A 14089-nucleotide genomic window follows, 5' to 3' on the forward strand; every position below is an offset into this window, starting at 1 on the left:
AAAGGCAGTTTATTCTTTTTATTCAAACCAATACAGTTCATTCACCTGCCCATCCATGCATTGATTCACTTTTTATGAAAAGGCTCCCCATGACCACCAACATCCTGTCTTCCACCCGCCTGGGCTTTCGCGGCCCGCAATCCGTCTCGGCCATCGGCCTGGGCGCCATGGGCATGTCGGGCATGTACGGCGCCCACGACGAGGCGCAAAGCATCGCCACCATCCATGCCGCGCTCGACGCAGGCGTCAACCTCATCGACACCGGCGACTTTTACGGCATGGGCCACAACGAGATGCTGATCGGCCGGGCGCTGAAAGGCCGGCGCGATGAAGCGCTGATTTCCGTCAAGTTCGGCGCGCTGCGCGACCCCAGTGCCGGCTGGATCGGCATGGACGGCCGGCCCGAAGCGGTGAAGAACTTCCTGGCCTACACGTTGCAGCGCCTGGGCACCGACCACATCGACATCTACCGCATCGCGCGGCTTGACCCGAACGTGCCGATCGAAGACACCATAGGCGCGATGGCCGACATGGTGAAAGCCGGTTACGTGCGCCACATCGGCCTCAGCGAAGTCGGCGTGCAGACCATCCGCAAGGCGCACGCCGTGCACCCCATCAGCGATTTGCAGATTGAATATTCGCTGGTCAGCCGCGGCCCCGAGGCGGAAATCTTTCCCGCGCTCAAGCAGCTGGGCATCGGTGTCACGCCCTACGGCGTGCTGTCACGCGGTTTGCTGTCGGGCTCCAAACCCACGGGGCCTGGTGACTTCCGCGCCCACCTGCCGCGCTTTACCGGCGACAACGCGGTGAAGAACCAGCAGCTCGTTGATGTATTGCACCAGCTGGCCACCGGCATGGGCGCCACAGCATCACAGATAGCGATTGCCTGGGTCATCGCACGCGGCAAGGCCCTGGGTGTCGACATGGTGGCGCTGGTCGGTTCCCGCAAGCCGGGCCAGCTTGATGAAGCGCTGGGCGCGTTGAAACTTCAGCTCAGCGCCGAAGACCTGCAGCGCATTGAAGCCGCGCTGCCCGCCGACGCGGTGGCCGGCACACGCTACGACGCCTACCAGATGGGCCACCTGGACAGCGAGAAGCAGGCGTAAATTGATGCAAAATTAGCCTGCAACCCATACAGGTAGAGCGCAAGCGGCTATCAATTCAGGAGCAACCGCCGGCGTGAAAACGAGAGACGTGAAACTTAAATCACGTTCTTTTCTACCAACGCACGCCCTTCCACCAGCCGCTGCGCCGCCAGCGGCGACAAGTCCAGGCTGGTGTAGCCGCCTTCGGCAATCCACTCCGCCAGGCCCCGCCCCACCGCCGGCGACTGCTGCAGCCCGTGCCCACTGAAGCCATTGGCCAACAGCAAATTCGGCAAGGCCGGATGCGGGCCCAGCAGCGCGTTGTGGTCGTGCGTGTTGTATTCGTAGTAGCCGGCCCAGGCGCGCTGCATGCGCACGGCCTCAAAGCCCGGCACGCGGTTGGCCAGTGTCAGCCAGGCTTCGTCAAAAAGGTCGTAGTCCACATCGAGCGGCACATCGTTGTGGTCTTGCGCCGGCGGCAGACCGCAAATCCAGATGTCGCCTTCGGGCCGAAACCACAAACCGCTCGGGTCAATCACCAGCGGGCAGTCGGGCGTCTTCGCGGGGCTGGCAAATGCATACACACAGCGCTTGCGGCCATACACCGGCAGGTCAAGGCCTGTGCCGGCCAGCAGCGGCCGCGCCCATGCGCCTGCCGCATTCACGGCCCAGTCGCACGGCAGCTGCGCGCCGCCTTGCAGTATCACGGCGCTCACGCGGCCGTTGCTGTGCGCGAAGGCCGTGGCCTCGGCCTTCACATACTGCACACCCAGGCTGCGCGCTTTTTGCTTGAAGGCCATCAGCAAACCATAGCCGTCAAACCAGCCTTCGCCCGAAAGGCCGAGCGACGCCAGCGCCAGGTCGTCCACCTGCAGCCACGCAAAGCGCTGCTGCAGCTCGGCAGGTGTCATCAGCATCACATCCACACCGGCTGCGCGCTGTGTCGCATGATTCTCTTGCAGCGTGGCCGCGCCGGCTTCAGTGGCAAGGTACAAATAGCCGCGCTCGGTCAAACCAATATCAGGCACATCACCATCGACGGCCAGGTACTGTTTGATGTTGCGTAAAAAATCAATGCCGAACTGCGACACCGCAATGTTCACCGGCTGTGAAAACTGCTGGCGAATCGAGCTGGCCGACAGCGCTGAAGAGGCTTGCGCATACGTGGGGTCACGCTCGACGACAGTGATGCTGCCGTCAAAACGCGGGTGCATCGCCAAAAAATAGGCGATGGCGCTGCCGATCACGCCGCCACCGACGATGACGATCTTTTGTGCGGATGTTGCGGGGTTCATGCTGGTGCTTCATTCATTACACAGTGGAAGCGCCACATCCTACAGGCCAGCGCGAAACGGGGCGGTATTGTCGTCATACAGCGACAAGCGATGTAAGGCGCAGGTGTGTTGTGCAACGGTGTGTATGCCTGGTCAACAGTGCCGCACCCCATCCCGTTGAACACGGGCTACGTGATAACAATAATTTCCATCATCCATCCATTCAAAGGACTCTCTCATGAACAAATTGCTCGCTACTCTTATTGCTACCCTGTTTGTCGGCATTGCTTCTGCACAAACACCGGCACCTGTCGAATCGTCCACGCAAACCGCTCCGGTTGCCAGCAAGGCTGAAGCCAAGGCCGACAAGTCTGTGACGTCTGCTGTTAAAAAAGAAGCCAAGGTAGACGCCAAGGCCGATGCGAAGGTCGAAAAGGCAGAAGCCAAAGCTGCAGAGAAAACCGCCAAGGCAGATGCCAAGGCCGCTAAAGCCAAGGTCAAGGCCGAAGCCAAGGTTGAGAAGGCAGATGCTGACGACAAAGCCAAGGCCACCACGAAAGCTGAAAAGGCCACCACCAAGGCAGATGCCAAAGCAGCCGGCGTTGCCATCGATGCCAATGCCAAGGTTGATACCGTGAAGGCCAAAGCCGCCGCCGACAAGGCCAACGCTGCGGTCGACACCAGCGCAGTCAAGGCAGAAGCCAAGACCGACGTCAAGGCAGCCGGCACCAAGTAAGCGGCAACGCGGGTCATATGCCCGCTGATACCCGCTGATCCAAAAAGACAGGCTGAGGCCTGTCTTTTTTTGCCTGTCTCCTTGTGACCGCACGCGTCGCAGCCCTTCCTTGTCCCTTGTCAGCGCATTCCGACTTTCCAGGGCTCCAGTGGCTGTCACTGAGGAGCCTCGCCTGCCTCGAGCATGGAACTTTTGACACCAGGAGATTCCCATGCACATCATTCTTGGCGGAACAGGACACGTCGGCTCGGCGCTGGTCAAACGCCTTATCGGCGCGGGCGAGCCCGTCACCATCGTCACCCACGACCCCAAAAAATCCGGCCGGGTGGGCAAGACCAAACACGACGTACCCCAACGGGCGAAGGTCGCTGTTGCCGACGCCCACGATGTACCGTCGCTGCGCAAGGTCTTCCAGCAGGGCACGCGGCTTTTTCTGCTTAATCCGCCGGCGGCTCCCTCCACCGACACCGATGCCGAAGAGCGCAGCACGGTGATGTCCATCATTGAGGCACTGCAAGGTACACGCTTCGAGAAGATCGTGGCCGAGTCCACCTATGGCGCCCAGCCCGTTCAGCGTGCGGGCGACCTCGGCATTCTTTACGACATGGAAAAATCCCTGGAGGCACAGGCTGTGCCGTTCAGCGTGATACGCGCGGCCTACTACATGAGCAACTGGGATGCAGCGCTGAAGACCGCGCAGGATGAAGGTGTGATCGACTCCATGTACCCGGCGGACTTCAAGCTGCCCATGGTGGCGCCGCAAGATCTGGGTGAGTTCGCCGCGCGCCTGATGACCGAGCCCGCCGGCAAAACCGGCCTCTTTCATGTTGAAGGGCCAGAGCAGTACAGCGCAGGCGATGTTGCCGCGGCCTTTGAAGAGGCGCTGCAAAAACCCGTCTCGGTGCGTGTTGCGCCGCGCGAGAAATGGGATGAGGCCTTCAGGGCCATGGGCTTTTCAAGTGCCGCGGCCAGGTCGTATGCGGCAATGACAGGAATCACGCTGGACCGGCATTACACCGTGCCCGATGCACCTGTCCGCGGTCGCACCTCGCTGCGCGCTTATGTGCAGGCGCTGGTGGGCGAGCAACGCGGCTAGCGCGTTACCGCGGCGGTCTGCTGGCTCAGCTCAGCGGCTTGTTCACAAACTCAATCACGAGCCCTCGCGCCGTCACGGTGATGCTGCTCGGCTGCACGCCCATGCTGTTGGGCAATGCCAGGTCCTGCGGGTTGAGTGAATGCAGCACGGCGCCCTGCAGTGCCTGTTCCGCCAGTTGCGGGCCGTAGCCTGACACCAGCATCGATGCCTGCGGGGGCAGGCCCTCAAACTGCAAGGTGTTCACGCGCAGCTGGTGCGCGCGTATGGTCATGTCGCTGGCTTCGTAGCGCAGCGCAAAGTCCAGGTCAAAGGTGCCGGGGTAGGCGCGCTGCAGCGCAGGGCCGGCGGCTTCCACCGCCATGGTGGCGCCCAGCCGGTTTTGTTCGGTCAGCAGGCGCAGCTGCGGCGCCTGCACGGTCATGTCCAGCAGGCCGTTGGCGCGTTTGCGTACCGGAAAGCGCTTGCCCACTGCGTCCTGTAGCTGGGCCATGCTGACGGTGTAGCTGGGCTGGGCCTGTGCGCCCGTCAGGGTGAAATACACAGCGCCACCCAGGCACAGCCGTGCGGTGGTGGCAAGAAGCAGTCTTCGTTTCATTCATTGTCCTTTCACCCAGGAATAATGCGCCTGGCATTCCGCCGCACATGTCATTCAAAAGCCCGCATCAGGGTCAGCGTTCAACCGATGAAGGTTAAGCTGCCGGCAACAGCGGGGCGCGGTTTGATATTCCTGTATGGTCGGCCTGATGCGAATGCTTTTGACTTTCCTGCTGTTTCCGGCCGCCACGCTGGCGACGGCGCAACCCACCAAGGGCGAGCAGGATGCGCTGGCCCTGGCGATCAGGTCGCAGCGTGTCCTCAATGAATACGCCATCGGGGCCATGGAGCCGGAGGCCATGAAATACGCCCAGCGGCTGCGCCTGACCCAGGCCGCGCTGGACGGGCAGCGCAAGCAGTGGCCTGCGGCCAAGGAAGGGCCTGATCCGTTTGATCAATTCCGGCCTTGCAAAAACGGGCTTGAAAAAGCGTCTTACCTGGCCGGCCTTTCCGGCATGAAGGCGGTCCGCACGCTCGATGACAAGGTTTTTCATGCTGAGAAGGCCAAGCTGCAGAAGCTCCGCGCCGAGTGCGATGCGCTCATCAAGCGCGCCAACGCAGAGCGGTAAGCCGCCTGTGGTTGAGTCGCCTTAGCGGCCCACCACCGACCAGCCGGCCTTCTGGTTGGTCTTGTCGTTCTCATATTCCCAGGCCGTGCCGCAGCGGTCGCACTTGTAGCGGGTGATGGTGATCAGCCCATGGCGGCGGGTTTCATGGCGGGGGTCGCCCTGCACCAGTTCCGGGTGGCCCGGCGCCTTGCGCCAGTTGCGCTGTATGCCGGCGCAGGAGTCGCACAACTCCATTTTCTTGAGTTCACTGGCGCGGTTGGGGTCTTGGGTCATGGGCTGCTTTGGAATCGGTTGTTGACCCCGATTGTCGCCGGTGCGGGGCTGCGCAAAATGAGGCGACCCTGTTGGCGCTGGGGCGATCATTTGACCGGCACAGGCAGCAGGCCTATTCTTGAATTGCCCAGTCACTTCATTCGGGAGATACATCATGTACAAGCGAATTTTGCTGGCTTACGACGGTTCCCAATCGGGCCAAAAAGCGCTGCTGGACTGCCGCGAGATCGCGCAGTGGAGCGGGGCGGCATTGACGCTGATTGCCGTCACCCCCCTGCAGCGGCAGGTGGTCGCCGCTGAAGGCGTGATCTATGAACAAAGCGTCGCCGACCAGGACAGGGAAAGATACCAGGGCATCCTCAACGACGGCTTGCGCCAGTTGCTGGAGTCAGGCCATGAGGCCGGCGGCGAGGTGTTGTACGGCGAAACCGTCGATGAAATCGCGAGGTACGCCAAACAAACAGACGCCGACCTGATTGTGGTCGGTCACAAGCACCTCGAAGGCTGGGCCGCGCGTTGGTGGCGCGGCTCGGTATCCAAATCGCTGATCGCACACGCGCCCTGTAGTGTGTTGGTGGTGATTCCCCGCTGAGGCAAGGCGCGGGTCCGGGCCGCCCCAATCGGCCGGTCAACAAAAGGGTTTCCAAAGAGGGCTTGACTTAGAGCGCGCTCTAAGTTTTACAGTCCCCACATGACTACCGCTCCCACCGTCTCTTTAAGCATCGCCGAAGCCGCGGAAGCCTCAGGCCTCAGCGCCTACACCCTGCGCTACTACGAGCGGATCGGCCTCATCGCCCCCATAGGCCGGCGCAGCGGCGCGCGGCGCTACAGCGACGCCGACATGCGCTGGCTCGACTTCCTGGTGCGCCTGCGCGCCACCGGCATGTCCATGCGTGACATGCAGCGTTATGCCCAGCTGCTGCGCAAAGGCAACTCCTCCGCCGCCAGCCTGGCCGAGCGCCAGACCCTGCTCGAAGACCATGCCGAGCGCCTGGAAGCCGAGATACGCACCCAGCGCGAAACCCTGGCCTACATCCGCAAAAAAATCCGTCTCTATGAGGGCATGCGCACCGAACCCAAGCGCGCGTGAGCCCTTCTGGAGCCGTTTTCACCATCCACTTCACCTTCCATCCCAAAGGACGAAAACACCATGATCAAAACCCGCACCCTCGGCCGCAACGGCCCTCCCGTCTCCGCCATCGGCCTCGGCTGCATGGGGATGAGCGACTTCTACAGCAACCGCGACGACGCCGAGTCCATCGCCACCCTTCACCATGCGCTGGACCAGGGCCTGAATTTCCTCGACACCGCCGACATCTATGGCCCGCACACCAATGAACTGCTGATCGGCAAGGCCATCGCCGGCCGCCGCAAGGACGTGTTCATCGCCACCAAGTTCGGCATCACCCGAGATCCGAACAACGAAAGTGCCCGCGGCGTCAACGGCCGGCCCGAGTACGTCAAGGCCAGCTGCGACGCCAGCCTGCAGCGTCTGGGTATCGACCAGATCGACCTCTATTACCAGCACCGCGTCGACAAGACCGTGCCCATTGAAGACACCGTCGGCGCCATGGCCGAGCTGGTGAAAGCCGGTAAGGTGCGCTATCTGGGTTTGTCCGAAGCCTCGGCCGCCACGCTGGCGCGTGCCTGCAAGGTGCATCCCATAGCCGCGCTGCAAAGCGAATATTCGCTGTGGACACGCGACCCCGAAGTCACCGGCGCCCTGGCCGCCTGCCGTGAGCACGGCGTGGCCCTTGTCCCCTATTCGCCGTTGGGCCGCGGCTTTCTCACCGGCGCCTTCAGCAAACCTGAAGACCTGCCCGCCGACGACTACCGTCGCAAGTTCTCGCCGCGTTTTGCCGAAGAAAACTTCAAGCGCAACCTGGCACTGGTCGATGCGGTCAAGCAACTGGCCGCGGCCAAGGGCATCACCACCTCGCAAGTGGCGCTGGCCTGGGTACTGGCGCAGGGCGACGACATCATTCCCATCCCCGGCACCAAGCGCCGCAGCTACCTCGACCAGAACATCGCCGCACTCGACGTCACGCTGAGCCCGGCCGAGCTGGTCCAGCTCGACAAGGCCTTTCCGCCCGACGCAGCCGCCGGATTGCGTTACCCCGCGTCGTTTCTGGGCACGGTCAATGCGTGACACGGGCTGACATCCTTATGGGGGCAAGCCAGCGGGCTCCGCCTGCGTTGAACCTGGGCCATAGAGTTCTATTCCGTGAAGCGACCCGGTTCTGTGTTCCCTCTGGTCAAAAGTCCCTCGCCGCCTGATGATTCTGTAAGGCCGGTACAGCGAAAATTCCGGAGTTGTTGTATCGTACAACAATACGATGTATCATTCAACGATACATTTGTATTTGCCTTGCCGTAAAAGGCCTGGCCTAACTTCATGGAGCTTCAGAATGGGAATCGCACTAACTTGTCCCCGCCGGTTGCTGGCGGCTGCTATGGCTGTGACGCTTTCGGGTATGACGTCAGCTGCCGATTTGCGGATCGGGTTCAAGGCCGAAGTCACTTCTGCCGATCCCCATGTTCTGGGCGCCGCAAATCGTGGCGTCTGGATGAACGTCTACGACTCTCTGATTGGCCAGGATGAAAAGCTGCATCCCATTCCTCTGCTGGCCTTGTCCTGGAAGGCGATAGACGAAAAACAATGGGAATTCAAGTTGCGCCCCGGCGTCAAATTTCACAACGGCGAACCGATGACGGCCAACGATGTGAAGTTCTCGCTGGACAGGGCCAGGGCGCTGGCCGGCCCGAAAACATTCAAGACGTATTTGAGAGCGGTCGACAGCGTTCGGGTCCAGGATCCGCTGACAGTCATCATCAAGACGAAGGAAGCCGCGCCCACTCTGCCTGAAAACGTAGGTCTCGTAGCCATTCTTTCGAAAGGAAGCGGGGCGGAGATCAAGGAGGAAGACTTCGAGAACGGCAAGGCGGCGGTGGGCACCGGTCCCTTCAAGTACGCAGGACTCATTCCAAGCCAGCAAGTGACCATGACACGCAACGACGCGTACTGGGGCTCAAAACCGGCCTGGTCAAAAGTGATTTACCAATTAATACCGAAAGAACCGGCGAGAGCGGCGGCAATGCTGGGCGGAAGTGTCGATGTCATTGATGGCGCTGCCGGTAGCTTGACCGAGACCTTGAAGAAAAGCGGCAAGGTGTCGGTGGTCTCTACGACCTCCTATCTACTCAACTACCTGGCCATGGATCAATTTCGGGCGGTTTCGCCTTATGTCACCAGTCATGACGGGAAACCGCTGGCCAAGAACCCGTTCCAGGACAAAAGAGTCCGCCAGGCCATCACAGTGGCCATTAACAGGGACGCCATTAACAAGTTCGTCATGAAAGGCGATGCGGAACCAGCGACGCAGATCGTTCCCGCCGGCTTTTTTGGGTACGAGCCCGCACTGAAGCTTCAGCCCGGGGACACGGCGCGGGCCAAAGCCTTGCTGACCGAGGCAGGCTACCCCTCCGGATTCAAGGTGGTTCTGCACTGCACCAATGACCGGTACCTCAACGACGCACGGGTCTGCGAAGCAATTGCCCAGATGTTGACCCAGGCGGGGATAAAAACCGACACAAGGACACTCCCCTACGCCAACTTTATTACCCGGGCGACAAGCGGCGGAGCTGGTGGCGAGCCTGAATTCAGCCTGGCCATGTGTGGCATTGGTGCGGTTCTCGGTGATTCGCTGGAGCCTTACACCGCCGTTGTCCATACCTTTGACAAGGCCCTGGGGACCGGAGCCAACAACTATGGCCGGTACAGCAACAAGGAGTTTGACGCGGCGATCCGCTCTGCGTCAAAAACATTGAGTGAAAAGGAACGCGAAGAGTTGCTGCGAACGGCCGCAAGGGTTGCTGCGGAGGACGTTGCCATCGTGCCGGTGCATAACGCGAAGGTGGCGTGGGGGTTGCGCAAAGGCCTGAGCATGTCCCCGCGAAGTGACGGGTTCACGATAGCCAACGGCATCAAGGACGCAGCTTCGAAGTAAAACAGATCAACGAATAGGGGTGAGGTGAGGGGGTCACCGGTGCTGGTGTCAGCACCGGTGGCGCTCCAATCCGAGCCGAACCAGGGTAATCAATGAAAGACTCGACGTTCAGCAATCTTGCTGTGGTGATTGAACGCAATGTGATGGTGCCGATGAGGGACGGCGTAAGGCTCTCGACCGATATATATCGCCCGAGACAAGAGGCGGGAGAAGATCCGAAACCACTCCCGGTCATCATGGAACGCACTCCCTATGGGAAGCACCTTGAAAGCCGCACCGAACGCGAACCGGGGAGCGCGCGCCCCAGGTCGCGCGAAGAGGTGGCAACGTATTTTGTTGCCCAGGGGTATATCGTTGTGTACCAGGATTGCCGCGGCAGATACGGGTCCGAAGGCACATTCACGAAATACCTGAGCGAGGCCAACGACGGCCATGACACCTGTGACTGGATCGTGCGGCAACCCTGGTCCGACGGCAGGATCGGGACCAAGGGCCTTTCCTATGCGGCACATACGCAAATGGCCCTGGCATCTACCGGTGCACCCGGCTTGCTGGCCATGTATGTCGACTCCGGCGGGTTTTCAAATGGCTATCAGAGCGGCATCCGGCAGGGCGGCGCGTATGAGTTAAAGCAGGCCGCGTGGGCTGTTCTCTTCGCATCGAGCATTGCCCAGCGATCGGAAAATACGGCCGTCGCCAGCACCTTGAAGAATATCGACGTCGACGACTGGTTCAAAAGAATGCCGTGGCGCCGCGGGAATTCCCCGCTGTCCGAAGCGCCTGAGTACGAAGAGTTTCTCTTCGATCAATGGGAGCGTGGTACGTTCGATGCGTACTGGAAGCAGCCCGGAATTTATGCGGAGGGGTTCTACCATCACCTCAAGAATGTGGCGACAGTCCATATGTCTTCCTGGTATGACGTCTATACGCGCACCGCAGCCGAAAATTACGGCAGCCTCAAGAAAATCGGCGCTCCGGTAAAGCTCGTCTTTGGTCCGTGGGTGCACGGAAACCGGTGGTTGACCTATTCGGGCGATGTGGATTTCGGCGAGAAATCCACTTTTGGCCATCACGTTGCCACAAGCTTTCTTGAGGCAAGGCTCAAATGGTTTGACCACTGGCTGAAAGGCCTTCCGGCCGCTGAAGACAACGCCAACGTGAGGCTGTTCGTGATGGGCGGCGGCTCCGGCAGAAAAAACAGCGAGGGGCGTCTTGACCACGGCGGAACCTGGCGCTCCGAGCAGGACTGGCCGATTCCGGATACGCAGTGGAAGCCCTACCATCTTCACGTTGATCGTTCGCTGTCCCCCTCTCTTCCAGAGAGGCATCACGGTGCGCTGGCGTATCGGTTCGACCCCAAAAATCCGGTTCCTACCTTGGGCGGCAGCGTGGTTTCACGTCCGCCCGGAATACTGGCCGGTGCATTTGACCAGACGACCGATGAGCGCTTCTTTGGTTGCGCAGAACCGTTTTACCCGCTGACCGACCGTGAAGATGTGCTTGCCTTTTCAACCGAACCGCTGGTGGAGGATGTTGAGATTACAGGGCCGGTGGTGGCGAACTTGTGGATATCTTCTGACTGCCCGGACACGGACTTCACCATCAAGCTGGTCGATGTGTATCCGCAAAGCGAAGACTACCCAAAGGGTTTCGCCATGAACCTCACCGACGGGATTCTGCGGGTGAGATACAGGGACTCATGGGAGCGCCCGGAGCTGATGACGCCAGGAACGGTGTACCCCATCCGCATCGAGGCGTTTCCGACAAGCAACCTTTTCAAGGCAGGGCATCGCATCCGGGTGGACATTTCGAGCAGCAACTTTCCGCACTTTGACGTCAACCCGAACACCGGGGATCCCGAGGCGCAGGCGACGACGAGCAGAACGGCGCTCAACAAGGTGTACATGAACAGCCAGCATCCATCGCATGTGGTGCTTCCCGTGATCCCGACGCGTTCTCAATAATGGTGGCTGCAGCGCGCCCCACCAGGTGCGCTGCAGCTAATCGGCAGAGGCGTCGGAGCGGCGATAACCGAGCTCAACCGAAAGGTCGTAGGCCGCCGCGCACAGCGGCTTGGCCAGCTTTTCCAGTCCTTTGGCCGTGATGCGGCTTGAAGGAATGGAGATGGCCATTGCGGCGATGACTTTTGATGTTCCGTCGCGCACCGGTGCCGCCACGGAAAGCACCTCATTCGTGATTTCGCCCAGGGAAGTGGCGTAACCCTGCTTGCGGATCTTGATCAGCTCCTCGTTCCATTTAGCGCGTTGAACGATGGTGTTGGGGGTGAACTTCTGAAAGTCCTGGGCGAAAAAGTCGTTCAAAAACTCTGCGGGGGCATAGGCCAGCAGGACTTTGCCCGACGCGCCACCGTGAAGAGGCCGCCTCATGCCGACGGACCCATGGATGCGCACATCGTGCGTAGAGTCCCACCGGGCCACAGAGACGGATTCAAAGCCGTCACGGACGCGGATCTGGACAATCTCGTTGAATTTGCTGGCCAGCTGCTGAAGATATTTGCTGGCCTGCCTGACCAGGCTGACCTGTTCGTCGGCAGCCAACCCCACAAGCAATGCGTTGTAGCCGAGATGGTAGGTCGCAGCATCACCCGATCGCTGCACGAAACCGCGCCGCTCCAGCGTGCTCAAAAGGCGGAACGCCCTGGCTTTGGTAATTCCCGATCTTTTGGAAAGCTCGGTCACACCCAGGCCGGGATTCTGGGCTACAAGCATCAATAAGCCGAGTGCTTCATCTACCGACGCTACGTTATAGTCCATTGCCTTCTTGCCGCTGGCTTGCTTCAACGGGTATGTTTGAGTTAGCGAAGCATTCTACCGTCAGGGCCTAGTACGACGACGTCGACATAAGTCGAGCCTGAGTGATTTGTCGGGGAAAAGTTGACGGAGAATCCGCCGAGATTTAGATCCCTCAACGACTCCAGGGATCGTTTCAGCTTTGCGGAAGTGGGATTCGGTCCGGCGCGTTTCAGGCCTTCGGCCAGTACCCTGGCCGCAATATAGCCTTCGGTCACCGCCAGATTTAAATCAGACCCAGGGACGCCAAATTTCTTGTGGTCCTCCTGCATTTCCCTGATGAGTGTGGAGGTTTTGCTCGACGGATCAGGCACCACCAGCGCTATGCCCAGCCCGTAGGCGGCCTGTTTGCCGATTCTTTTCACGACAGCGGCACCATCGGTGACCGAAAGCGCGACGACAAACGCCGAACTTCCACCCTGGCGAAAATTCTTGTAGAACTCGGCGGTCGCTGCACTCGTCGCCACTGAAATAACCGCGTCGGGTTTGGCCTTGAGAATCGTTGCGACCGCTTCACTGACATTGGTCGTGCCGTATTCGTAGCTCGCACTGCCCGAGAGCTGAAGGTTTTTCCCCTTGATCGCGTGTAGAGCCCGGTCGTAACCTTCAATGCCAAACGGGCTCTTCTCGTAGAGAACGGCGATGCGCTTGTGCCCGATGATGTTCATATGGGACACGATTTTCTGCACCTCCTGGGCATAGTTGGCGCGCGTGTGAAAAATCCAGGGGTTCACCGGTTGATGAAGCGAGACGGCCCCCGTTCGTGGCCCGACCAAAGGAATGCCGGCCACAGCCAGCACCTTTTCCTGAACCAGCGCTTCAACAGGGGCAGTTCCAGAAAATCCGATCAGCGCAACAGGCTTTTCTTCCTGGATGATTTCCCGTGTTTTTTCCACTGAGTCCGACCCGTCCGGTCCCCGGTCTTTGGTGACAAGTTTCAGTTTCGCCCCGTTAACGCCACCCCGCTCGTTGACGACGTCGAAATACAGTTGCACGCCCACCTTGACCTGGCTTGCCGCGGAATTCGGATCTTTAAGCTGGCCGATCTGGCCGATCACGATGTCTTGCGGAGCGGATGAGGCAACGGCACAAACCGTTCCCAGAATGCCTGTACTGATCCAATGTTTAAGTGACATACCCATGCTTTCCAAAATGATGGAGCCTGTATAAGGCGTTCCTGTTATCCATGACAAAAGCCCGCCGGAGGCGGGCTTTGCGTATCAGCTAGTTACGCCAGCTCCTGGCGCTCAGAAGTTATGCTGAATGCCAACCCCGTACACGCGGATCACGTCATTGGCAACGCGGTTGTTCGGGTCCGAGCGGTCATAGAAGCCGTACAGCGACGTGCGATTGCTCATCTTGTAGGAGTAGCCCGCCTGGAAGCGCTTGAGCTTGCCCGCCGGATCGCTCTGGACATCCTTGCGGATGTAGTTGGCCATGACCTTGCTGCTGGGCGTGATGTCCCAGGAGGCACCAATCATCTGCGCATCCACCTTGCTGCGCGACAGCGCATTGCCCTGGAAGTTGTCGCGGTTGTAAACCGCCCAGGCCCGGATATCCCCGAAGTCGTAGGAGCCCACCAGCATCCACTTGTTCCTGAAATCATTGAGCAAGGCGCCGCCACGTTTGCTGTCCCTTCCGTAGC

15 protein-coding genes are annotated in these 14089 nt (G+C 60.1%); 9 read left to right on the forward strand and 6 right to left on the reverse strand.

Annotated features, from left to right (window positions below; genetic code table 11):
* Window positions 1–89 precede the first annotated feature (89 nt).
* On the forward strand, window positions 90–1106 hold the full coding sequence (locus tag AC1DU8_RS22655) for an aldo/keto reductase (protein WP_477702653.1): 1017 nt from the start codon (window positions 90–92) through the stop codon (window positions 1104–1106).
* Between the two features lie 95 nt (window positions 1107–1201).
* On the opposite strand, the gene AC1DU8_RS22660 is transcribed toward AC1DU8_RS22655, so the two are convergent.
* Window positions 1202–2380: an NAD(P)/FAD-dependent oxidoreductase gene (locus AC1DU8_RS22660; protein ID WP_457281990.1), complete on the reverse strand. Its 1179-nt coding sequence runs from the start codon at window positions 2378–2380 to the stop codon at window positions 1202–1204.
* Window positions 2381–2597: 217 nt separating this feature from the next.
* Here AC1DU8_RS22660 and AC1DU8_RS22665 point away from each other — a divergent pair, with 217 nt between their 5' ends.
* Window positions 2598–3095 (forward strand): hypothetical protein, encoded by a 498-nt coding sequence (locus tag AC1DU8_RS22665; protein WP_457281991.1) that lies wholly within the window; start codon window positions 2598–2600, stop codon window positions 3093–3095.
* A gap of 211 nt (window positions 3096–3306) precedes the next feature.
* Window positions 3307–4191, forward strand: a complete 885-nt coding sequence (locus tag AC1DU8_RS22670; RefSeq protein WP_457281992.1) for an NmrA family NAD(P)-binding protein — start codon at window positions 3307–3309, stop codon at window positions 4189–4191.
* Window positions 4192–4216: 25 nt separating this feature from the next.
* Here the strand turns inward: AC1DU8_RS22670 and AC1DU8_RS22675 are convergent, their stop codons facing one another.
* Window positions 4217–4786 (reverse strand): DUF1439 domain-containing protein, encoded by a 570-nt coding sequence (locus AC1DU8_RS22675; protein ID WP_457281993.1) that lies wholly within the window; start codon window positions 4784–4786, stop codon window positions 4217–4219.
* Window positions 4787–4934: 148 nt separating this feature from the next.
* On the opposite strand from AC1DU8_RS22675, the gene AC1DU8_RS22680 reads away from it, so the two are divergent.
* A complete protein-coding gene (locus tag AC1DU8_RS22680; protein ID WP_457281994.1) occupies window positions 4935–5354 on the forward strand; it encodes a hypothetical protein in 420 nt (139 codons plus the stop codon).
* 21 nt (window positions 5355–5375) lie between these two features.
* Here AC1DU8_RS22680 and AC1DU8_RS22685 read toward each other — a convergent pair whose 3' ends face one another.
* On the reverse strand, window positions 5376–5627 hold the full coding sequence (locus tag AC1DU8_RS22685; protein WP_431099316.1) for a hypothetical protein: 252 nt from the start codon (window positions 5625–5627) through the stop codon (window positions 5376–5378).
* A 154-nt stretch (window positions 5628–5781) separates the two neighbouring features.
* On the opposite strand from AC1DU8_RS22685, the gene AC1DU8_RS22690 reads away from it, so the two are divergent.
* The 5 genes from AC1DU8_RS22690 (at window position 5782) to AC1DU8_RS22710 (ending at window position 11598) form a co-directional block, all read left to right on the forward strand.
* On the forward strand, window positions 5782–6219 hold the full coding sequence (locus AC1DU8_RS22690) for a universal stress protein (RefSeq protein ID WP_457281995.1): 438 nt from the start codon (window positions 5782–5784) through the stop codon (window positions 6217–6219).
* A gap of 99 nt (window positions 6220–6318) precedes the next feature.
* Window positions 6319–6717, forward strand: a complete 399-nt coding sequence (locus AC1DU8_RS22695; protein ID WP_457281996.1) for a MerR family transcriptional regulator — start codon at window positions 6319–6321, stop codon at window positions 6715–6717.
* Between the two features lie 60 nt (window positions 6718–6777).
* Window positions 6778–7776, forward strand: a complete 999-nt coding sequence (locus tag AC1DU8_RS22700) for an aldo/keto reductase (RefSeq protein WP_457281997.1) — start codon at window positions 6778–6780, stop codon at window positions 7774–7776.
* Window positions 7777–8035: 259 nt separating this feature from the next.
* A complete protein-coding gene (locus AC1DU8_RS22705; protein WP_457281998.1) occupies window positions 8036–9634 on the forward strand; it encodes an ABC transporter substrate-binding protein in 1599 nt (532 codons plus the stop codon).
* Window positions 9635–9726: 92 nt separating this feature from the next.
* On the forward strand, window positions 9727–11598 hold the full coding sequence (locus AC1DU8_RS22710; protein ID WP_477727281.1) for a CocE/NonD family hydrolase: 1872 nt from the start codon (window positions 9727–9729) through the stop codon (window positions 11596–11598).
* Window positions 11599–11634: 36 nt separating this feature from the next.
* Here the strand turns inward: AC1DU8_RS22710 and AC1DU8_RS22715 are convergent, their stop codons facing one another.
* The 3 genes from AC1DU8_RS22715 to AC1DU8_RS22725 all read right to left on the reverse strand — a co-directional run.
* Window positions 11635–12408 carry an IclR family transcriptional regulator gene (locus tag AC1DU8_RS22715; protein ID WP_457282000.1) on the reverse strand — a complete coding sequence of 258 codons (774 nt, stop codon included), beginning with the start codon at window positions 12406–12408 and terminating at the stop codon, window positions 11635–11637.
* Between the two features lie 41 nt (window positions 12409–12449).
* Entirely contained in the window at window positions 12450–13580 is a 1131-nt protein-coding gene (locus AC1DU8_RS22720; RefSeq protein ID WP_457306370.1) for an ABC transporter substrate-binding protein, read from the reverse strand.
* Window positions 13581–13691: 111 nt separating this feature from the next.
* On the reverse strand, window positions 13692–14089 hold a 398-nt coding region (locus tag AC1DU8_RS22725), incomplete at its 5' end, for a porin (RefSeq protein ID WP_477727282.1).

Source organism: Polaromonas sp. P3_A5, from assembly GCF_056403055.1.